General features: G+C 71.7%; 17 protein-coding genes. 3 read left to right on the top strand and 14 right to left on the bottom strand.

Annotation, left to right across the window (positions count from 1 at the left end):
* Nucleotides 1–85: 85 nt before the first annotated feature.
* The 5 genes from ACWD3C_RS11620 to bldG form a co-directional block, all read right to left on the bottom strand.
* Nucleotides 86–1,624, bottom strand: coding sequence for a DUF7059 domain-containing protein (locus ACWD3C_RS11620; protein ID WP_451142602.1), 1,539 nt, complete (start codon nt 1,622–1,624; stop codon nt 86–88).
* 193 nt (nt 1,625–1,817) lie between these two features.
* Nucleotides 1,818–2,414 carry a small secreted protein gene (locus tag ACWD3C_RS11615; protein ID WP_451142600.1) on the bottom strand — a complete coding sequence of 199 codons (597 nt, stop codon included), beginning with the start codon at nt 2,412–2,414 and terminating at the stop codon, nt 1,818–1,820.
* Nucleotides 2,415–2,643: 229 nt separating this feature from the next.
* Nucleotides 2,644–5,049, bottom strand: a complete 2,406-nt coding sequence (locus ACWD3C_RS11610; RefSeq protein ID WP_451142598.1) for a sodium-translocating pyrophosphatase — start codon at nt 5,047–5,049, stop codon at nt 2,644–2,646.
* 339 nt (nt 5,050–5,388) lie between these two features.
* The gene (locus ACWD3C_RS11605) at nt 5,389–5,823 is read right to left on the bottom strand and encodes an ATP-binding protein (RefSeq protein ID WP_451142596.1); all 435 of its coding nucleotides are present in this window, start codon (nt 5,821–5,823) and stop codon (nt 5,389–5,391) included.
* 107 nt (nt 5,824–5,930) lie between these two features.
* The gene (gene bldG / locus ACWD3C_RS11600; protein WP_005475923.1) at nt 5,931–6,272 is read right to left on the bottom strand and encodes an anti-sigma factor antagonist BldG; all 342 of its coding nucleotides are present in this window, start codon (nt 6,270–6,272) and stop codon (nt 5,931–5,933) included.
* A gap of 81 nt (nt 6,273–6,353) precedes the next feature.
* Between bldG and ACWD3C_RS11595 the strand changes: the two genes are divergently transcribed.
* Complete coding sequence (locus ACWD3C_RS11595; RefSeq protein WP_451142594.1) at nt 6,354–8,864, top strand: DEAD/DEAH box helicase; 2,511 nt, start codon at nt 6,354–6,356, stop codon at nt 8,862–8,864.
* Here the strand turns inward: ACWD3C_RS11595 and ACWD3C_RS11590 are convergent.
* The 7 genes from ACWD3C_RS11590 to ssd form a co-directional block, all read right to left on the bottom strand.
* Entirely contained in the window at nt 8,830–9,327 is a 498-nt protein-coding gene (locus ACWD3C_RS11590) for an Rv3654c family TadE-like protein (protein WP_451142592.1), read from the bottom strand. The genes ACWD3C_RS11595 and ACWD3C_RS11590 overlap by 35 nt on opposite strands.
* Nucleotides 9,328–9,386: 59 nt before the next feature.
* Nucleotides 9,387–9,785, bottom strand: a complete 399-nt coding sequence (locus tag ACWD3C_RS11585) for a TadE family type IV pilus minor pilin (protein WP_451142590.1) — start codon at nt 9,783–9,785, stop codon at nt 9,387–9,389.
* Nucleotides 9,772–10,017 carry a DUF4244 domain-containing protein gene (locus ACWD3C_RS11580; RefSeq protein ID WP_451142588.1) on the bottom strand — a complete coding sequence of 82 codons (246 nt, stop codon included), beginning with the start codon at nt 10,015–10,017 and terminating at the stop codon, nt 9,772–9,774. The genes ACWD3C_RS11585 and ACWD3C_RS11580 overlap by 14 nt, the downstream gene beginning before the upstream one ends.
* 89 nt (nt 10,018–10,106) lie before the next feature.
* Complete coding sequence (locus ACWD3C_RS11575) at nt 10,107–10,889, bottom strand: type II secretion system F family protein (protein ID WP_451142586.1); 783 nt, start codon at nt 10,887–10,889, stop codon at nt 10,107–10,109.
* Entirely contained in the window at nt 10,886–11,734 is an 849-nt protein-coding gene (locus ACWD3C_RS11570) for a type II secretion system F family protein (protein WP_451142641.1), read from the bottom strand. Before ACWD3C_RS11570 ends, ACWD3C_RS11575 begins: the two co-directional genes overlap by 4 nt.
* A 14-nt stretch (nt 11,735–11,748) precedes the next feature.
* Complete coding sequence (locus tag ACWD3C_RS11565; RefSeq protein WP_451142584.1) at nt 11,749–13,065, bottom strand: TadA family conjugal transfer-associated ATPase; 1,317 nt, start codon at nt 13,063–13,065, stop codon at nt 11,749–11,751.
* A 58-nt stretch (nt 13,066–13,123) separates the two neighbouring features.
* On the bottom strand, nt 13,124–14,227 hold the full coding sequence (ssd, locus tag ACWD3C_RS11560) for a septum site-determining protein Ssd (RefSeq protein ID WP_451142582.1): 1,104 nt from the start codon (nt 14,225–14,227) through the stop codon (nt 13,124–13,126).
* Between the two features lie 573 nt (nt 14,228–14,800).
* On the opposite strand from ssd, the gene ACWD3C_RS11555 reads away from it, so the two are divergent.
* A complete protein-coding gene (locus tag ACWD3C_RS11555) occupies nt 14,801–15,625 on the top strand; it encodes an HAD family hydrolase (protein ID WP_451142580.1) in 825 nt (274 codons plus the stop codon).
* Between the two features lie 421 nt (nt 15,626–16,046).
* On the opposite strand, the gene ACWD3C_RS11550 is transcribed toward ACWD3C_RS11555, so the two are convergent.
* The gene (locus ACWD3C_RS11550) at nt 16,047–16,871 is read right to left on the bottom strand and encodes an oxidoreductase (protein WP_451142578.1); all 825 of its coding nucleotides are present in this window, start codon (nt 16,869–16,871) and stop codon (nt 16,047–16,049) included.
* A 101-nt stretch (nt 16,872–16,972) separates the two neighbouring features.
* Between ACWD3C_RS11550 and ACWD3C_RS11545 the strand changes: the two genes are divergently transcribed.
* The gene (locus tag ACWD3C_RS11545; RefSeq protein ID WP_451142576.1) at nt 16,973–17,953 is read left to right on the top strand and encodes an ATP-binding protein; all 981 of its coding nucleotides are present in this window, start codon (nt 16,973–16,975) and stop codon (nt 17,951–17,953) included.
* A gap of 21 nt (nt 17,954–17,974) precedes the next feature.
* Here ACWD3C_RS11545 and ACWD3C_RS11540 read toward each other — a convergent pair whose 3' ends face one another.
* On the bottom strand, nt 17,975–19,297 hold the full coding sequence (locus ACWD3C_RS11540) for a hypothetical protein (RefSeq protein WP_451142574.1): 1,323 nt from the start codon (nt 19,295–19,297) through the stop codon (nt 17,975–17,977).
* Nucleotides 19,298–19,474: the final 177 nt, after the last annotated feature.

Genomic DNA, 19,474 nt, shown 5'->3' with positions numbered 1-19,474 from the left:
GTCAGACCGGACACATGTGAAGCAGGGGTACGGACACACCCCATCCGCTACGGACCGGGACCGCCCCGCGGCCTCGCGGAAGCCGTCACCGGGCCGGTTCGAGGAACCCCTGCTCCACCAGCAGCCGGATCTGCGCCGGCGTCCGGTCGCGCAGCAGCACCGGGTCCTCGCCGACCAGCTGGGCGATGGCGTCGAGAATCCGTCCCGCGCTGAGCGTGCCGTCGCACACCCCGGCGAAGCCCGCGCCGACCGTGTCGACCTTGGTGGCCCGGCGCATCCCTCGGTGCTGGCGCAGCACCACGTGCTCGGGGTCCTCGGCGCCGGGCAGCCCGACCTGCTCCTGGACGACCTCCGACACGAGCTTGAAGTGCCCGGCGAGCAGGGCCGCGTCGTCGTGCGCGCGCAGGTAGTCGACCCGCTCGAAGTGTGCCCGCACGGTGTCGCCGAGCGGCTGTTCGACGGGATGCGGCCACTCCTCCACGATGATCGAGGGCACGGCGGCCCCCGACTTGCGCAGCGTGATCCAGCCGAACCCGACGGCCTTCACCTTGCGCGCCTCGAACTCGTCGAGCCACGCGTCGTACCGCGCCTGGTACTCGGCCGGGTCGTCCCGGTGGTCACCGGCGTCCCTGAGCCACAGCTCGGCGTACTGCGTGACGTCCTGCACCTCTCGCTGCACGATCCAGGCGTCGCAGCCGCGCGGCACCCAGGAGCGCAGCCGGTCCTGCCAGTCCTCCCCCTCCACGTGCTGCCAGTTGGCGAGGAACTGCGCGAACCCGCCCTCGTTCAGCCGCTCCCCCGCCTGCGACACGAGCGTGCGGCACAGATCGTCCCCGCCCATCCCGCCGTCACGGTAGGTGAGCCGGGCGCCGGGAGAGATCACGAACGGGGGGTTCGACACGATCAGGTCGTACGTCTCGTCGTCCGCGAGCGGCTCGAAGAGCGAGCCTTCCCGCAGATCGGCCGCCGGGGCGCCGGAGAGCGCGAGCGTGAGCGCGGTGATGTGCAGCGCGCGCGGGTTGACGTCGGTCGCGGTCACGCGCGTGGCGTGCTGGGCGGCCTGCAGCGCCTGGATCCCGGAGCCGGTGCCGAGGTCGAGGGCGGAGGCGACCGGCGTACGGACGGTGATGCCGGCCAGGGTCGTGGACGCGCCGCCGACCCCGAGCACCACACCTTCTTCCCTGCTGCCGATGCCCCCGGCCCCGCCGACCGCGCAGCCCAGGTCGGAGACGATGAACCAGTCCTCGCCGGCGGGCCCGCTGTACGGCCGTACGTCCACGGTGGCGGCGACGCTGTCCTCGGCGTTCCCGCCGACCCGGACGAGCCACCCGCCCTCCAGGCAGGCGTCCACGGGCAGAACGTCCTCCACGCGCGCGTGGAGCACGGGCTGCTGCAACAGGAACAGCCTGACGAGGGTCTCCAGCGGCGTGTCTCCCCGAGTGGCCCGGAGTGCGGGCACGATCTCGCCGCGCGCGAGCGCCGCGTACGCGGGCGCGCCGAGCAGTTCGAGCAGCCCGTCGGCGGTGAAGTCGGCGCCCAGGAGCGCGTCGCGCAGCCGGGCGGCCGCGTCGGGGCGGTCGGTGGAGGGCAGCGGGGACAGGGGGGAGGGCTTGGCGTTACTCACGGCTCCATTGTGACGCGGGAACCGGCCCGCGCAGCTCCGCCAAGCGCTGGTCGCGCCCTGCGGTGGAGCCGCTGATGTCACCGCCCCGCGTCCCTTGAGTCGCTGCCGAACCGCACCGCACTTCGCGGGACCCGCTGAGAGGCCCCCCGGTGGAAGGCCCGGCTTTCCCCTCACCGGGGCCCCGGCCGAAGACTCAGCTCGCGGTCACCGAGGCGGACGGCGTGGCGGAGGCGCTCTGGCAGCTCGGCTGCTCGCTCATGGCCTTGCCCACGTCCCCCTCCTCCAGCTTCTTCAGCGCGTCGCTGCCGGTCCTGCTCAGCTTCTCCAGCTCCGTGGCGACATCCTTGAGCCCCTCCGCGAACTTCGCCTGGTCCTTCGTGTTGAGCTCGTCCGACTGCTTCTTCAGGCCGGCGTAGGCGGTGGACAGGCTGTTGAGCTCCTTGACCGCGTCCTGCTGCTTCTTCTCGCCGTCCTCGACGTCCGGCGGCCCGGCCTTCTGGATGGCGGTGGCCATCGCCTTGTAGGCGTCGGAGATGTCCTGGAAGCCCTGGGAGTCGGCCTTCTGCACGTCCTCCGGTGCGCTGTCGTCCGAGGTCTCCTTCTGGATCGCGGCGTTGGCGTTCGCGATCTTCTTGATCTGCGGCTGTACGGCGTCGCAGACCTGCTCGGCCCAGGAGTTCAGCTGTTCGTTGCTGTCGTCGCCGCCGCATCCCGACAGCGCCAGTACCAGTACCGCACCGACGGACAGTGCGGCCGCGAGCTTCTTGTTCACCGGATTGGTCCCTTCCATGGCTCTCGGCCCCGGAACATACACGCCGGATGGGCGACACCCGCATGGCGAGCGGCCGCTATGGCAGCTTTTGTAGCCATTTGCACCAAGAGAGAGAAGGCTCACGGGAAGGGGCGCGCACATGCACAGGGCGGGCGTACGGCGCGTCAGAACGCACCGTACGCCCGCCCGTTGGCCAGTACCTGACCAGGCGTGAGGCCCGGAGAGGTGCCAGGTGGCGTAAAACGGCCTACGAAACCACCGCGGGATCCGCCGGCTTGGCCGCCCGGTCGGCGTTGCCTTCGTCACCCACCGCGATCCCGCGCCGCTTGGACACGTACACCGCGCCGATGATGACGACGAGCGAGAGCACCGCGATGGTCACGCGGAGCCCGATGCTCTTGTCCTCGCCGTAACTGAACTTGACGACCGCGGGCGCGATGAGCAGCGCCACCAGGTTCATCACCTTCAGCAGCGGGTTGATGGCCGGGCCGGCGGTGTCCTTGAAGGGGTCGCCGACGGTGTCGCCGATCACGGTCGCGGCGTGGGCCTCGCTGCCCTTGCCGCCGTGGTGACCGTCCTCGACGAGCTTCTTGGCGTTGTCCCACGCGCCACCGGAGTTGGCGAGGAACACCGCCATCAGCGTGCCGGAGCCGATCGCTCCCGCCAGGAACGCGCCGAGCGCGCCGACACCGAGCGTGAACCCGATGGCGATGGGCGCCATGACGGCCAGCAGACCGGGCGTGGCGAGCTCCCTGAGGGCATCCTTTGTACAGATGTCAACAACACGTCCGTACTCGGGCTTCTCGGTGTAGTCCATGATCCCGGGCTTCTCGCGGAACTGCCGCCGCACCTCGTAGACCACCGCGCCCGCCGAACGCGACACCGCGTTGATGGCGAGCCCGGAGAAGAGGAAGACGACCGCCGCGCCCGCGACCAGTCCGACCAGGTTGTTGGGCTGCGAGATGTCCATCATCAGGTTCAGCGGCGCGCCCTCGCCGGAGACCGTCTCGCCCACTTCGTTCGCGGCCGTCACGATCGCGTCCCGGTACGAGCCGAAGAGCGCCGCGGCCGCGAGGACGGCCGTGGCGATGGCGATGCCCTTGGTGATGGCCTTGGTGGTGTTGCCCACGGCGTCCAGGTCGGTGAGCACCTGCGCGCCCGCGCCCTGGACGTCACCGGACATCTCGGCGATGCCCTGCGCGTTGTCGGAGACCGGGCCGAAGGTGTCCATGGCGACGATGACGCCGACCGTGGTGAGCAGGCCGGTTCCGGCAAGGGCCACCGCGAACAGGGCGAGCATGATCGATGTACCGCCGAGCAGGAACGCCCCGTACACGCCGAGGCCGATCAGCAGGGCGGTGTAGACGGCCGATTCGAGGCCGATGGAGATACCGGCGAGGACAACGGTGGCCGGGCCGGTGAGCGAACTCTTGCCGATGTCCCGCACGGGGCGCCGGGTGGTCTCGGTGAAGTAGCCGGTCAGCTGCTGGATCAGGGCGGCCAGCACGATGCCGATCGCCACCGCGACGAGCGCGAAGATCCGCGGGTCGCCGCCCTTGCCCGCGATCGCCGCGTCCGTGATGCCGTCCAGGCCGGCGTACGACGACGGCAGGTACGCGTAGACGGCGACGGCCACGAGCGCCAGCGAGATCGCCGCGGAGATGAAGAAGCCGCGGTTGATGGCGCTCATGCCGCTGCGGTCGGCGCGTCGCGGGGCGACCACGAAGATGCCGATCATCGCGGTGATCACGCCGATCGCGGGCACGATCAGCGGGAACGCGAGCCCGGAGTCGCCGAAGGCCGCACTGCCGAGGATCAACGCGGCGACGAGCGTCACGGCGTACGACTCGAAGAGGTCGGCCGCCATGCCCGCGCAGTCGCCGACGTTGTCGCCCACGTTGTCGGCGATGGTCGCGGCGTTGCGCGGGTCGTCCTCCGGGATGCCCTGCTCGACCTTGCCGACGAGGTCGGCGCCGACGTCGGCGGCCTTGGTGAAGATACCGCCGCCGACACGCATGAACATCGCGATGAGCGCCGCGCCGAGACCGAAGCCCTCCAGGACCTTCGGCGCGTCGGCCGCGTACACCAGCACCACGCAGGAGGCGCCCAGCAGACCGAGCCCCACCGTGAACATGCCGACGACGCCGCCCGTGCGGAAAGCGATCTTCATGGCTTTGTGCGAGACGGCGGTGAGATCCTTTTCCGGTTCACCTTCCGCCGGGGTCGCTTCCCGTGCCGCGGCGGCCACGCGCACATTACTGCGTACGGCGAGCCACATGCCGATATAACCGGTGGCCGCCGAGAACGCGGCGCCGATCAAGAAGAACACCGATCGGCCTGCGCGCTGATTCCAGTCGTCCGCGGGCAGCAGCATGAGCAGGAAGAACACGATCACGGCGAATACGCCGAGGGTGCGCAACTGCCGGGTCAGATAGGCGTTCGCGCCTTCCTGGATCGCCGCCGCGATCTTCTTCATGCTGTCGGTACCCTCGCCCGCCGCGAGCACCTGGCGTACCAGGACACCGGCGACCACGAGCGCGGCCAGCGCGACGACTCCGATGACCATCACGATGATCCGGTTGTCGTCCGTCAGTACCGCGGCTGCGAAGGTTGTGGGGTGATCAAACTGATGAGGGGTAGAAAGCCCCGCCATTCGTCCTCCTTGACGCTGGGGCTGAGCTCAAGATGTGGACGGATTCTAGGGAGCGGAACCTGATCAAAACAGTACGCGGTTAACAGAATTAGCCTTCACACGCCCTGCGGCAAATGATCGCCGGGCAGACACGGAACCCGAAAGCGGTAATGCCTCAAAGGCGTTGACGCTTGATCAAATTATCGCTCGAAATGATCGTGAATTGATTCACGAAAAGGCTGCCGCACGGCCGGTGATCTCCGTGCACCACCACTGCAGGAGCGGGCACCGACAGCCGGACATGCCGAAGGGCCCTACCGAGTAGGGCCCTTCGGGTCAGGAAGAGGGTGAGGCGAGGCCTCAGGGGAGCGTGGCCATGGGCGGCGGCGTGGTCGGCCAGCTCATCCGGATCAGTCCGCCGTGCTCCCCGGCGGTGACCTCCACGTCGTCGACGAGTCCGCTGATGACCGCGAGGCCCATCTCGTCCTCCTCGACCTCCTCGGTGGAGTCGCCGGCGCCCGCGGCCGAGTCGCCGGGCACCGCAAGCGGCGCCTCGTCGCCGACCTCGATGGAGAACTGCTTCTCCTCCTCGATCAGCAGCACCCGCACCGGCGCCGAGATGCCGCTGCTCTGGTGCAGTCCGACGGCCCGGGTGCACGCCTCGCCGACGGCGAGCCTGACCTCGTCGAGGACAGCCTCGTCCACTCCGGCCTTGCGTGCGACGGAAGCGGCCACCAGACGGGCGGTCCTGACATGTCCTGGGACCGCGCTGAAGCGGAGTTCAACGGTGGCCATGCATCCCCCTCTGAACTTCGGGCGTGCTGTCGGGGGGCCGGGCCTGGCCGACCCGGTCCCCCCTCTTTTGTTGTTCTGCCGTCCCGGGCGCGCGGCCCGGAGCCGGGTCAGTCGGTTGCCGCCACCGCTTCGTCGACCGAGGTGTGGATCGGGAACACCTTGGTCAGACCGGTGATACGGAAGATCTTCAAAATGCGCTCCTGGTTGCACACCAGGCGCAGTGAGCCCTCATGGGCCCGTACTCGCTTCAGGCCGCCCACCAGTACGCCGAGCCCGGTGGAGTCGAGGAAGTCGACGCCCTCCATGTCAACGACGAGGTGAAAACTCCCGTCGTTGACCAGCTCGACCAGCTGCTCGCGCAGCTTGGGCGCGGTATATACGTCGATTTCGCCACCGACCTCGACGACCGTACGATCGCCGACGGTACGGGTCGACAGGGACAGGTCCACGGATCCTCCAGCACCTTGCTATCGAGCGGTCGTCCCTCGGGACACCTCGGCTCACGCCCCCGGGACGCTTCGCCAGCCGCGATGGCATTCAATCATTTACCGGCAGGCGTGCACGACGCCTTGGGACCATTGTCCGTCACGCCAGTGACAGACTCGGTGCCGATGGCCAAGAATCACCGATCCGATCGACCCCCGACGGACGCCCCTTCCCGCCCCGCGCCGGGCACGGTCCTGGACCGGCTCGCCTCGGGTCCGAACAGGGCTTCGCGCATCACTCATACGGAGCATGTGCCCCCGCGCGCGGGCCGCCATGCCGTCTGGCCTGACCGGATCCGATCGGAGGTCATCGCCGCCGTACAGGCCGCCGGAATCGAACATCCCTGGGCCCACCAGGCACGCGCCGCCGAGCACGCGCTGGACGGCGAATCGGTGGTCGTCGCCACGGGCACCGCCTCCGGCAAGTCGCTGGCCTATCTCGTACCGGTCCTCTCGCGCCTCCTGGACGGCTCGGAAGCCCCCACCCAATGGACACAGCAGCGCGAAGCGCTTCCACGGGGTGGCGGCGGGCGACGGGTGGGCGGGCGCGGCGCGACCGCCCTGTACCTGGCTCCGACGAAGGCGCTCGCGGCGGACCAGTGCAGATCGGTGAAGGAAATTTCACACCCGCTGGGCAATGCCGTACGCCCGGCCGTGTACGACGGCGACACTCCGTTCGAGGAACGCGAGTGGGTACGCCAGTACGCCAACTACGTCCTCACCAACCCCGACATGCTGCACCGCGGGATATTGCCCTCCCACCCCCGCTGGTCCTCCTTCCTGCGTGCCCTGCGGTACGTCGTCGTCGACGAGTGCCACACCTACCGTGGCGTCTTCGGCTCCCATGTCGCCCAGGTGCTGCGCCGACTGCGCCGCCTGTGCGCCCGCTACGGCGCCGAGCCCGTCTTCCTGCTGGCCTCCGCGACCGCCGCCGAGCCGTCGGTGGCCGCCCGCCGACTGACCGGCGTGCCGGTGGTGGAGGTCGCCGACGACGCCTCCCCACGCGGGGAACTGGTGTTCGCACTCTGGGAGCCCCCGCTCACCGAACTCCACGGCGAGAAGGGCGCCCCCGTCCGCCGTACCGCCACCGCCGAGACGGCCGACCTTCTCACCGACCTGACCGTCCAGGGCATGCGCTCGATCGCCTTCGTACGGTCCCGGCGCGGCGCCGAGCTGATCTCGGTGATCGCCCAGGAACGCCTGGCCGAGGTCGACCGCTCCCTGGCCCGCCGTGTGGCCGCCTATCGCGGCGGCTACCTCCCCGAGGAGCGCCGCGCCCTCGAACGCGCCCTCCACTCCGGCGAACTCCTCGGCCTCGCCGCCACCAACGCCCTCGAACTCGGCGTCGACATCTCGGGCCTCGACGCGGTCGTCATCGCCGGCTATCCGGGCACGAGGGCGTCCCTGTGGCAGCAGGCGGGCCGGGCCGGCCGCTCCGGGCAGGGCGCCCTGGCCGTCCTGGTCGCCCGCGACGACCCGCTGGACACCTTTCTCGTCCACCACCCCGAGGCCCTCTTCGACCAGCCGGTGGAGTCGACGGTTCTCGACCCCGACAACCCGTACGTCCTGGCCCCGCACCTGTGCGCCGCCGCGGCCGAGCTTCCCCTGACCGACGAGGACCTGCCCCTGTTCGGCCCGTCCACGGAGGAACTGCTTCCGCAGCTGGAGGCCGCGAAGCTGCTCCGCCGCCGCACCAAGGCCTGGCACTGGACACGCCGGGAACGGGCCGCCGACCTGACGGACATCCGCGGCCAGGGCGGACGCCCGGTGCAGGTCGTCGAGGCCGGCACGGGCCGCCTGCTCGGCACGGTCGACGCGGCCGCCGCCCACACGACCGTCCACGAGGGCGCGGTCCACCTGCACCAGGGCCGTACGTACCTGGTGCGCGAACTGGACCTGGAGGACTCCGTCGCCCTGGTCCAGGAGGCCAACCCGCCGTATTCGACGGTCGCCCGCGACACGACCGCCATCTCCGTTCTGGAGACGGACACCGAAGTCCCGTGGGGCGACGGCCGACTGTGCTACGGCTCGGTCGAGGTGACGAACCAAGTGGTCTCCTTCCTGCGTCGTCGTGTCCTCACCGGCGAGGTCCTCGGCGAGACGAAACTCGACCTCCCTCCGCGTACGCTGCGCACCCGCGCCGTGTGGTGGACGGTCACCGAGGACCAGCTGGACGCGGCCCGGATCAATCCGGAGATCCTCGGCGGCGCCCTGCACGCCGCCGAGCACGCGTCGATCGGCATGCTCCCGCTCTTCGCGACCTGCGACCGCTGGGACATCGGCGGCGTCTCCATCCCGCTCCACCCGGACACGCTGCTCCCGACGGTCTTCGTCTACGACGGCCACCCGGGCGGCGCCGGCTTCGCGGAGCGGGCCTTCCGCACCGCCCGCTCCTGGCTCACCGCCACCCGCGAGGCCATCGCCTCCTGCGAGTGCGACGCCGGCTGCCCGTCCTGCATCCAGTCCCCCAAGTGCGGCAACGGCAACGATCCGCTGCACAAGCGGGGGGCTGTGCGGTTGCTCACGGAACTGCTGTGCGGGGCGCCGGAGGGGTGAGGCCGGCGTCCACGGGATCGGGCGCGACCGGGCCCGGAGGGCTGAGCGTGCCGCCCTGCGGGCTCGGAGGACCGAGGAAGCCGCCCGACAGCCCGGCCCCGACCGGCCCCGCAGAGCCGAGGGAGCCGTCCGGTGGGCCCGGTGGGCCCGCTCTCGCCCTGACCTCGGAGGTCAGCGGCCCCGCGCCCGACGCCGCCGTGACGTCCGAGATCTCGCCCTCGACCGCGCACCGCACCAGTCGGCCGCCCTGGGCCCGCGCCACCCGGTCCGCCGTGGCACAGGCCGCGTCACCGCCCCGCGCCCAGTGGTCGGCGGCCGCGAGCGCCGCGAGGTCGGCCGCGCCCGCCGCACGGTGCCGGATCGCGATGGCCTGGCCCACGGCCAGCACGGAGCCGAAGACGACACACAGCACGGCGATCGCACCGACGGCCCAGACCGTCGCGGAGCCCCTGTCCGACGCCACGGCGGCCGCGAGCCGACGCGGCCACCGGCGAGGCCACCGGCGAGGCCACCGAGGGGTTCTCATCCGCTCACCCCCACCGTCTCCTCCGCCAGTGCCACGGCCTCATGTCCCAGTTCGAGACTCAGCGCGTCCGGCCCCGGCGGATACGCGATGACCCGTACGCGCACGAGGTCGCCCTCCCGGCTCACGGTCACCTCCGCGTCGTCCGGCGCCGCCCGCTCGGCCACCTTCACCACCGCGTCCGGCGGGTCCTGGCGAGCCGCCGCCCGGGCGCCCGCCCCGGCCGCGTCCACGCACTGGATCTGCGCGCAGGCGGCGAGCAGCGCCCACACCAACGCCAGGGCGAACAGCACCAGCACCGGCAGGGCCACGGCGGCCTCGGCCGTCACGAACCCGCGGTCCCGGGCCGACGGCGCAACCGTCCGCCCGGTGGCCGCCCGCCGCTCACGCCCCGCCATTGAGCGCCCGCCCCACGATGCCCTGCAGTTCCTCCTGGACCTGCCCGCTGGTCACCACCTTGTAGAGCACCGCGGCGAAGGCCACCGCCGCGATGATCCCGACCGCGTACTCGGAGGTGACCATCCCCGCGTCCCTCCGCGCCGCCCGTGCCCTGTGCACCAGGGCGCGCATCCGCCCTCGCACCGCTGCCCATGCCGCTGCCTGTGCCGTCACCTGTACTGCCTTGTACATCTCAACCCCCGTAAGGATCCGTTCGGTTCACCCCATGAGCCGTCATCAGCTGTCATGGGTCGTCATAAGTCGTCGTGCACATCACCCCCTCATCCGCCACCTCCTCCCAGCAGACCGCCCGCCAGCCCGATGACCACCGGCAGCACCCCGACCGCGATGAACGCGGGCAGGAAGCACAGCCCCACCGGCACGGTGACCATGACGGCGGCTCTACGGGCCCGTTCCGTCGCGGTGCGCCCCCACTCCGCGCGGGCCTCGGAGGCGAGCCGGGCGACCGGGGCCGCGGCCGGCACCCCGGACTCGTCGGCCCGCTCCAGGAGCCGGGCCAGTGGGGCGGCACCGGGCAGCGCAGCCAAGGCCCGCCACGCCTCCGCCGGTTCACCGCCGAGCCGTGCCTGTGCCGCGCCCCTGGCCAGCCGTTCCCCGACCGGCCCGCCCAGCGCCTCACCCACGGCCTGCGCGGCCGCCACGGGACTCGCCCCGGCCGTGACGCAGGCCGCCAGCAGATCGGCGGCGAGCGGAAGCTGCCGCGCCGCCTCGGCCGGGTCGTACTCCTCCACCGGCCCGCCCCGGCGCCGCAGCCGCCACCGCCAGGCCCCGAACCCGGCCGCCAGCCCCAGCAACAGCCCCGCGAGGCCCCCGACCAGCACCCACCCGGCGCACACCGCACCGGCGAGCGGCAGCCACCGCCGTACGGCACCCTGTACCGCGAGACGCCGCTCCGCGGGCGCGGCCTCCACGACCAGCACCGCGTCCAGCCGTCTGCGCAGCCGCCGTTCGCGCCGCGCGGTGCCGAACGACCGCGCCAGCCACCAGAGCCCCACGGCCACGCACACCACGGCCCCCAGCCTGTGGACAACTTCCGTGCTCATGCCGCCTCCGCTCTCCGTACGATCCGCAGCGCCCACCACAGCCCGACGCCCTCCAGCACTCCGCCGACCAGCAGGCAGCCGAACCCGGCGGCGCTGTGCAGCACCACGTGCAGCGGGTCGGCCCCGAGGGCGGTGCCCAGGAGCAGGCCCAGCACGGGCAGCCCGGCGAGCATCACCGCCGTCGACCGGGCACCCGCCAACTGGGCGCGCAGGTCGGCCCGCTGGTCCCGCTCAGCACGCAGCGCGCCCTCCAGGCGGTCGAGCCCCGCCGCCAGGCCCGCACCCCGGTCAACAGCCACCCGCCAGCACGCGGCGAGCCCCAGCAGCCCGTCGGCGCCCGGTTGCCGTGCCGCGTCCGCGAGGGCACCCGGCACGTCCCCGCCGAACCGCGCCGCCGCCAGCACCACCGCCTGTGCCGCACCGAGCCCGTCGCAGCCGTCGGTGGCCCGTGCCGCCCGCAGCAGCGCCTCCCCCGGCTGCCGCCCGGCCCGCACTTCCCCGGCCAGCGCCCCGCACAGCGCGATCACGGCGTCGCCCCGCCGCTCCGCGGCCCGCCGAGCCTCACCGGCCCGCCGCACCCGCCTCAGCAACGGCACCCCGGCCGCGCCCGCGAGCACGGGCAGCACGGAAGCCCCCAGCACCGCGACCGCCAGCCCGGCCACCAGCGCCCACCATTCGGCCCGCAACCGCCGGACCCGGACGACCGCCCGTTCCCAGGGCGGAGGCCCCGTCGCCGCACCAGCACCGGCGAACAGCAACTGCGCCCGCCGAGCCCCGGAGGCCGACCCGCCCAGCAGCCAGGCCGCCACCGCGGCACACGCCACGGCTGCCGCCCAGGCCGGCATCTCACCGATCCCCGTCACAGCCACTCACCCCCATCACGAAGCCCGTCCCGAGGCCCGTCACGGGGCCCGCCACGAAGCCCGTCGTGACACCCGCCCTCGGTCTCCTCGCCCGGCCCTTCCCGAAGCAGCCCCCGCAGCCGCTCCCACCCCCGCTCGTACGCGAACGCCTCAGCGCCCCACCGCAGCGCGGGCACCGTCACCACCAGCCCCGAAGGGGCCCGCTCCAGCACATGCACCTCGGCGATCCGCCGCCGCCCGTCCCGGTCCCGTACGAGATGGAGGACCACCGACAGTGCCGCCGACAACTGGCTGTGCAGGGCAGCCCGGTCGAGCCCGGCCGCCGTACCCAACGCCTCCAGACGGGCCGGAACCTGCGCCGCCGCATTGGCGTGGACCGTCCCGCAGCCGCCTTCGTGGCCCGTGTTCAGGGCGGCCAGAAGAGACACGACTTCATGCCCCCTCACCTCGCCGACGACCAGCCGGTCGGGCCGCATCCGCAGGGCCTGCCGGACCAGGTCCTGGAGTTCGACGAGGCCCACGCCCTCCTGGTTGGCGGGCCGTCCCTCCAGCCGCACCACATGCGGATGGTCGGGCCGCAGCTCCGCCGAGTCCTCGGCGAGCACGATCCGCTCACCGGGGTCGACCAGGCCGAGCAGCGCGCTCAGGAGCGTGGTCTTGCCCGTGCCGGTGCCGCCGCTGATGACGTACGACAGGCGGGAGCGGATCAGCGCCCGCAGCACCCGGTCCCCGCCCGGCGGCACCGTCCCCGCCGCCACCAGCTCGTCGAGGGTGAACGCCCGCGGCCGTACGACCCGCAGGGACAGGCATGTCGAGCCCACGGCCACCGGCGGCAGCACCGCGTGCAGCCTCGTCCCGTCCGGGAGCCTGGCGTCGACCCACGGCCGGGCGTCGTCGAGTCTGCGTCCGGCCACGGCTGCCAGCCGCTGCGCGAGCCGCCGTACGGCCGCCGCGTCCGGGAAGGACACCGCCGTCAGTTCCAGGCCGCCGCCCCGGTCCACCCACACCCGGTCCGGCGCCGACACCAGCACGTCGGTGACCGACGGATCGGCGAGCAACGGCTCCAGTGGCCCGCTGCCGACGAGTTCGGACCGCAGTCGCTCGGCCGCGCCCAGGACTTCGGCGTCCCCGAGCACCCGTCCTCGCTCCCGCAGGGCCTGTGCCACGCGCGCGGGTGTCGGTTCGGACCCGCTCTCGGCCAGCCACTGCCGTACGCCGTCCAGCAGCCCTTCGCCACAGCCGGTGCCCGCCTGCGCGTCCCGGCCCTCGTCCACGAGCTCGGCACCGGCCCTGTCGCCCCAGCCCCCGCTCATACGTCCTCACCCCCGTCCACAGGCCCGGTACCGGGCGCCGTATCCCCGCGGAACCCGCTCACAGGCCCTCACCCCCGACCAGCGCTCGCTCCCAGAACCCGGCGCAGAACCGCGCCAGCGGCCCCCGCACCGCGCTCCCGGGCGGGCCGCCGCTTTCGGACAGCCCGGCCTCGGCCGGCACCTCACCCACCAGCGGCAGCCCGAGGAGCCGTGCCACCTCCTGGTCGTCGAGACCGGGCGCGTACGGACCGCGTACCGCCACCCGCAGATCGCGCAGGACCATCCCGAAAGCGGAGGCCACCCGGCCGGCCGCCGCGATCGCGCGCAGCTCGGCGGGGACGACCAGCAGCCCGAGGTCGACCTGGGCGAGGGCCTCGGCGACGCCCTCGTCGATACGGCGGGGCAGGTCGACGACCACTGCGCCGCCGCGCCGCCGTCCGGCGGCGAGGACCGCCCGTACGGCCGGGGGCGGGATGGCGACCGCGTCGCCGCGATCCCAGCTGAGGACCCTCAGGGCGTGCAGTTCGGGCAGGGACTCCTCCAGTGCGCCGCCGCCGACCCGGCCGCGCGAGGCGGCGAACGCCGGCCAGCGCAGCCCCTCGGTGGTCTCGCCGCCCAGCAGCACATCCAGTCCGCCGCCCAGCGGATCCGCGTCCACGAGCAGGGTGCGCCGGCCCTGCCGCGCGGAGGTGACGGCGAGCGCGCAGGCCAGCGTGGACGCGCCGGCGCCGCCCCGGCCGCCGATCACGCCGACGGTGAGCGCGGGTCTGCCGACCCCCTCGGCCACGTCGGCGATGCGGTCGACGAGCCACTGCTCGCCGTCCGGCAGCACCAGGACGTGATCGGCGCCGATCTCCACGGCCCGCCGCCAGACCCCGGAGTCGTCCTGGTCCCGGCCGACCAGCACCACTCCCCTCCTGCGTACGGCCCCGCGCACGCGTCGCACGGAGTCGTCGCCGACAAGGACGAGCGGCGCGGCCTCCCAGCCGCCCCTGCCCTCCGGCACCCCGTGGTGGACCTCGGGTCTGGCGCCCGCGGCCGCGCACAGGCGCAGCAGGTCGTCCAGCAGTTCCGCGTCCTCGGTGACGATCAACGGCCTGCCCTGCCGCCCCTCGGCGGCGGACGGCCGGTCGTTCGCGATGGCTCCCGCCACGATCTCCATCCCCCTTCACTGCTTCCGCTGTCGTTTCCGCCAGCGCTCAAGGACCCGCGTTCAAGTCCTGTGTGAAGAACCGGCAACCGGCCTTCATATGAGCGGCCGACGGAAACCGGCCAAACGCGCCCGAGAAACGGAACCGGCCATGAACTTGCCGCGAGCCGGGCGCGCTGGAATCACGGTGCAGCGATCCAGGAAATCGTGTGGATCTTGGTCAATAACTGTGGACAACCCAGTGGTTGTGAATATCGCCTTCACCCGTACAGGCGACCCGTGTACGACTTCCGCAGCGCAGCCCGATGGCTACACACGGTGACGGATCGTGTGCCACGGCGGCGAGGCCCCGAAGCGGGCACAGAGCGGCCCCGAGGGGAGGAGAGGGAGGGAGAAAACCCATCCGGACATGCGACGACCCCCGCCGGGGGGGAGAGCGGGGGTCGTCCCCACGGCCGACTCGGGGGGGGGGAGGAGTCGGACCGGGTTAGCACGGTCGCGAACGATCCGTGACTTCCATGGTGTACCCGAGAGCCTTCTCAGGCAAACCCACGCGCCCCACACTAGCCCGAATGGCGGGCGCCTATGCTCGGGCTTGTGGAAAACCGCCCCTTGCCTCGCACAGCGGCCTTCTTTGACCTGGACAAGACGGTCATTGCGAAGTCGAGCACGCTCACGTTCAGCAAGTCGTTCTACCAAGGCGGTCTGATCAACCGCCGGACCGCCTTGCGTACCGCGTATACCCAGTTCGTGTTCCTCGTCGGCGGCGCCGACCACGATCAGATGGAGCGGATGCGCAAGTACCTGTCCGCGCTGTGCCGCGGCTGGAACGTCCAACAAGTGAAGGACATCGTCGCCGAGACCCTTCACGACCTGATCGACCCGATCATCTACGACGAGGCCGCCTCCCTCATCGAGGAACACCACATCGCCGCCCGCGACGTCGTCATCGTCTCCACCTCCGGCGCCGAGGTGGTCGAGCCGATCGGCGAACTGCTCGGCGCGGACCGGGTGGTGGCCACCCGGATGGTCGTGGGCGACGACGGCTGTTTCACGGGCGAGGTGGAGTACTACGCGTACGGCCCGACGAAGGCCGAGGCGATCCGGGAGCTCGCCGAGTCCGAGGGGTACGACCTCGCCCGCTGCTACGCCTACAGCGACTCGGCGACGGACCTGCCGATGCTGGAGGCCGTCGGGTATCCGCACGCGGTGAACCCGGACCGGACGCTGCGTCGGGAGGCGCTCGCGCGCGGGTGGCCGATTCTGGACTTCCACCGTCCGGTCCGCCTCAAGCAGCGGCTGTCCGCACGCCCCCGGCCGGCGCTGGTCGCGGTCGCCGCCATAGGGGCCGCGGCGGCCACCGCGGGGCTCGTCTGGTACGCGAGCAGGCGCCGCCCGGCGACCGCATGACTTCCGCGACCCGCCCTCGGCACATCGGAGCCCTTTTCGCACCTCTTTGAACCTAAAAGTAAAGATGTGCAGCCAGGACTTCCGCATCCTCCGGTCCTGGAGTAGAAAGGACTCAACGGCCCGCGAGACCAAGGACATCCGAAAGGATCACCTTTAAAACGCAATTGGCCCCACGGACCGAGCACGAACACCTGGCACCCACGCGACGTCGACCCGTCGATTACGGGCCAGCCGCACCAGGCGACGGGCGAAGTTCCCGACCTGATGGGCATATATCGAGGACGCTTGGTAACCCGGTGAACGTGCCAGCGGCGGTACGAGAACTCGTACCGCCGCAACCCTGTGCAGGCCCTCCCCGGGAGGGCCTTTCTTCATGCCTCAACAACCACCGGCCAGAGGGCCGCGCCAACCCGCCGGAGAGCTATGCCGCCCCGCGCTGCAGCGCCTCGCACACCGCCGTCGACTCGCGCGCCCCGAGCCCGACCGCCTTGCCGCAGTGGGTGATCCAGGCGGCCATGCCCTCCGGGGTGCCGGAGGCATAGCCGTCGAGGGCGGCGAGGTAGGCCGCGCGGCCGAGTTCGGCGTGGCCCACCTCGGCCGGGCAGACGGACTTGGGGTCGAGCCCGCTGCCGACCAGGACGATGCGTTCGGCCGCGCGCGCGACGAGGCCGTTGTGGGAGGTGAAGGGGCGCAGGGCGAGCAGCTCACCGTGGACGACGGCCGCGGGCACCAGAGCGGGGGCGGAGCCGCCCGTGATGATGATCTGCGACAGGCCCTCCAGGCGACCGGAGACCTCGGCCGCGTCCGGCAGCGGCAGCTCGACGAGCGGCTCGTCGACGGGCTCGCCCTCCTGCCGGGGACGCCCCACGCGCGCGTCGTCACTCGCGGCGGCCACCAGGTGCAGCCGGGCCAGCACCCGAAGGGGCGACTGCCTCCAGATGGACAGGAGTTGGCCGGCCTCGGCGGTCAACCGCAGGGCCGCGCCCATCACGCGGGCCTCGTGGTCGCCGCTGAAGTCGGTGCGGCGGCGCACCTCTTCGAGGGCCCAGTCCGCGCCGGAAAGCGCCCCCGAGCCGCGGGCGCCGCGCAGGGCCGCCTCGGAGGTGATCTCGTTGCTGCGGCGCCGCATGATCCGGTGCCCGTAGACCCGGTCCACGGCCTTGCGCACGGACTCCACGGACTCGGCCACGCCGGGGAGCGTTCCCAGAGCCGCGAGCGGATCGGCGGTCGCACCTGTCGTACTCATGAGTACGACCCTACGTGGACTCCGGGACCCCCTCCACGAAGGAGTGGTCTTCCTCCGCCGCCTGGACACCCTCGGAGATCACCCCGCTACCCTTGGTGAACATGAAAATTGCTTTCGTCGGGAAGGGTGGGAGTGGCAAGACCACGCTGTCCTCCCTGTTCATCCGCCATCTCGCCGCCACCGGCGCACCGGTCGTCGCCGTGGACGCCGACATCAACCAGCACTTGGGCGCCGCACTCGGCCTCGACGAGACGGAGGCCGCCGAACTGCCCGCGATGGGCGAGCGGCTGCCGCTGATCAAGAACTACCTGCGCGGCTCCAATCCGCGCATCGCGTCCGCCGAGACCATGATCAAGACGACCCCGCCCGGCGACGGCTCCCGGCTGGTGCGGGTGTGCGAGGACAACCCGGTCTACGACGCCTGCGCGCGGCCGGTGGAACTCGACGGCGGAGCCGTCCGTTTGATGGTCACCGGCCCCTTCACCGACTCCGACCTGGGGGTCGCCTGCTACCACTCCAAGACGGGCGCGGTGGAGCTGTTCCTGAACCATCTGGTCGACGGCCGCGACGAGTACGTGGTGGTCGACATGACGGCGGGTTCGGACTCCTTCGCGTCCGGCATGTTCACCCGCTTCGACATGACGTTCCTCGTCGCCGAGCCGACCCGGCGGGGGGTCTCCGTCTACCGGCAGTACAAGGAGTACGCCCGTGACTACGGCGTGGCCCTGAAGGTCGTCGGCAACAAGGTGCATGGTCAGGACGATCTCGACTTCCTCCGCGCCGAGGCCGGGGACGACCTGATCGTCACGGTCGGGCACTCGGACTGGGTGCGTGCCATGGAAAAGGGCCGCCCGCCCCGCTTCGAGTTCCTGGAGGACACCAACCGCGGCGCCCTGCGCACCCTTCAGGAGGCTGCCGACGCCATGTACGACCTGCGCGACCGGGAGCACTACACGCGCCAGATGGTCCACTTCCATCTGAAGAACGCGGGGAGTTGGGGCAACGAGCGCACCGGAGCCGACCTGGCGGCACAGGTCGACCCCGGGTTCGTGCTGGGCGAGGGCGTGATGGCCACGGCCTGAGGGCCGGCGCCCCAGCGGCCGCTACGGCTTGACGGCCGGGGTGCCGGGGACGCCCTTCGGGGCCGGGGCGGGCTTGTTCGACCGGTCCCCGAGGAAGGCGGTCCAGCCCTGCTCCGGGGCCTGGCCGACCTTGAGAGTGCGCAGCTTGTCCAGGGTCTTCGGATCCTGGACGTCCAGCCAGTCGGCGAGCTGCCGGAAGGAGACGCAGCGCACCTCGGCCTTCGTGCAGACCGTCTCGATGGTCTCCTCGACGGCCCGCATGTAGGCGCCGCCGTTCCAGGACTCGAAGTGGTTGCCGATGATCAGGGGCGCGCGGTTGCCGTGATAGGCGCGCTCGAAGCCCTTGAGCAGGCCGTCGCGGAACTGGTCGCCCCAGTACTCGTGCTTGTCCGGGTCGCCGGTGCGCGCCCCGGACTGGTTCATGTAGAAGTTGTAGTCCATGGTCAGTGTCTCGAAGCCGCGGCCCGGGACCGGGACGAGTTGCATCGACAGGTCCCACAGGCCGTCGCGCTTCTCGGGCCAGACCTGGTCGTTGACGCCGCTGGTGTCATAGCGGAAGCCCAGCTCGCGGGCGGCGCGCATGAAGTTCTTCTGGCCCTCCAGGCAGGGCGTGCGGGCGCCGATGAGCTCCTTCTCGTAGTCGAAGGGCAGCGGCGCCGCCTCCTTGGTGCCCGTGTTGGTCTTCCACGACTTCACGAACGCCTTCGCCTGGGCGATCTCGCTCTTCCACTCCTCGACCGACCACTCGCCGACCCCGCCGCCGGTACCGCAGAAGTGGCCGTTGAAGTGGGTCCCGATCTCGTTGCCCTCCAGCCACGCGCCGCGCAGCTGGTCCACGGTGTCCTTGATTCCCTGCGTGTCGTTGAAGCCGATGTCCGAGCGGCCCGGTGAGTGCTGCGGCGGCCGGTAGCGGCTGCGCTTCTCCTCCGGCAGCATGTACACGCCGCTCAGGAAGTACGTCATCGTCGCCTTGTTGGCCCGCGCCACCTTGCGGAAGTGGGAGAAGAGCCGCTGGCCGTCCTCGCCCGCGCCGTCCCACGAGAACACCACGAACTGCGGCGGTTTCTGACCGGGCTTCAGCCGCTCGGGTCTGGGCAAGTGCGGCTGCACGCCGGTGTACGCGGTGGAACCGTCGCCGATCAGGCGTACGGCGCTCTTGGGCGCGGGTGCGGCCGGGGCCGGAGGGGCCTTCTTCGCACCGTGCGCGCCCCGCTCGGCACCGGGCGCACCTTGCGCACCGGTGTCGCTGGTCCCGCCGGTGTCGCCGGTACCGCAACCGGCGAGCGCCACGGCGCAGGCCGCGGCGAGTGCGGCGCCCGCGGCAATCCTCTGGGTGACGGCCATCTTCGGCCCACCTTCTTCCTCCAGTCGGGGGCAGAGCGGCCAAAGTCGCACGGAGCCCAGGAGGGATTGGTATGACAAGCCGATAAAAATTTCCGATCACTCACCTGAGTGATTGACTCACCTATTTGCCGCAAATATCCGTGCATTGTCTTTACTCTGCATTACGATTCGTTTACC

This window comes from Streptomyces sp. NPDC002845 (genome assembly GCF_053591955.1).
This window is presented reverse-complemented; position numbering and strand designations above follow the sequence as displayed.

What these genes read in the sequence shown, in the direction of transcription:
- ACWD3C_RS11615 (WP_451142600.1), bottom strand. Translation starts at nt 2,414, where the DNA reads ATGGAAGGGACCAATCCGGTGAACAAGAAGCTCGCGGCCGCACTGTCC.
- ACWD3C_RS11610 (WP_451142598.1), bottom strand. Translation starts at nt 5,049, where the DNA reads ATGGCGGGGCTTTCTACCCCTCATCAGTTTGATCACCCCACAACCTTC.
- ACWD3C_RS11605 (WP_451142596.1), bottom strand. Translation starts at nt 5,823, where the DNA reads ATGGCCACCGTTGAACTCCGCTTCAGCGCGGTCCCAGGACATGTCAGG.
- ACWD3C_RS11595 (WP_451142594.1), top strand. Translation starts at nt 6,354, where the DNA reads ATGGCATTCAATCATTTACCGGCAGGCGTGCACGACGCCTTGGGACCA.
- ACWD3C_RS11585 (WP_451142590.1), bottom strand. Translation starts at nt 9,785, where the DNA reads ATGGCGGGGCGTGAGCGGCGGGCGGCCACCGGGCGGACGGTTGCGCCG.
- ACWD3C_RS11580 (WP_451142588.1), bottom strand. Translation starts at nt 10,017, where the DNA reads ATGTACAAGGCAGTACAGGTGACGGCACAGGCAGCGGCATGGGCAGCG.
- ACWD3C_RS11575 (WP_451142586.1), bottom strand. Translation starts at nt 10,889, where the DNA reads ATGAGCACGGAAGTTGTCCACAGGCTGGGGGCCGTGGTGTGCGTGGCC.
- ACWD3C_RS11570 (WP_451142641.1), bottom strand. Translation starts at nt 11,734, where the DNA reads ATGCCGGCCTGGGCGGCAGCCGTGGCGTGTGCCGCGGTGGCGGCCTGG.
- ACWD3C_RS11565 (WP_451142584.1), bottom strand. Translation starts at nt 13,065, where the DNA reads ATGAGCGGGGGCTGGGGCGACAGGGCCGGTGCCGAGCTCGTGGACGAG.
- ssd (WP_451142582.1), bottom strand. Translation starts at nt 14,227, where the DNA reads ATGGAGATCGTGGCGGGAGCCATCGCGAACGACCGGCCGTCCGCCGCC.
- ACWD3C_RS11555 (WP_451142580.1), top strand. Translation starts at nt 14,801, where the DNA reads ATGCTCGGGCTTGTGGAAAACCGCCCCTTGCCTCGCACAGCGGCCTTC.
- ACWD3C_RS11550 (WP_451142578.1), bottom strand. Translation starts at nt 16,871, where the DNA reads ATGAGTACGACAGGTGCGACCGCCGATCCGCTCGCGGCTCTGGGAACG.
- ACWD3C_RS11545 (WP_451142576.1), top strand. Translation starts at nt 16,973, where the DNA reads ATGAAAATTGCTTTCGTCGGGAAGGGTGGGAGTGGCAAGACCACGCTG.
- ACWD3C_RS11540 (WP_451142574.1), bottom strand. Translation starts at nt 19,297, where the DNA reads ATGGCCGTCACCCAGAGGATTGCCGCGGGCGCCGCACTCGCCGCGGCC.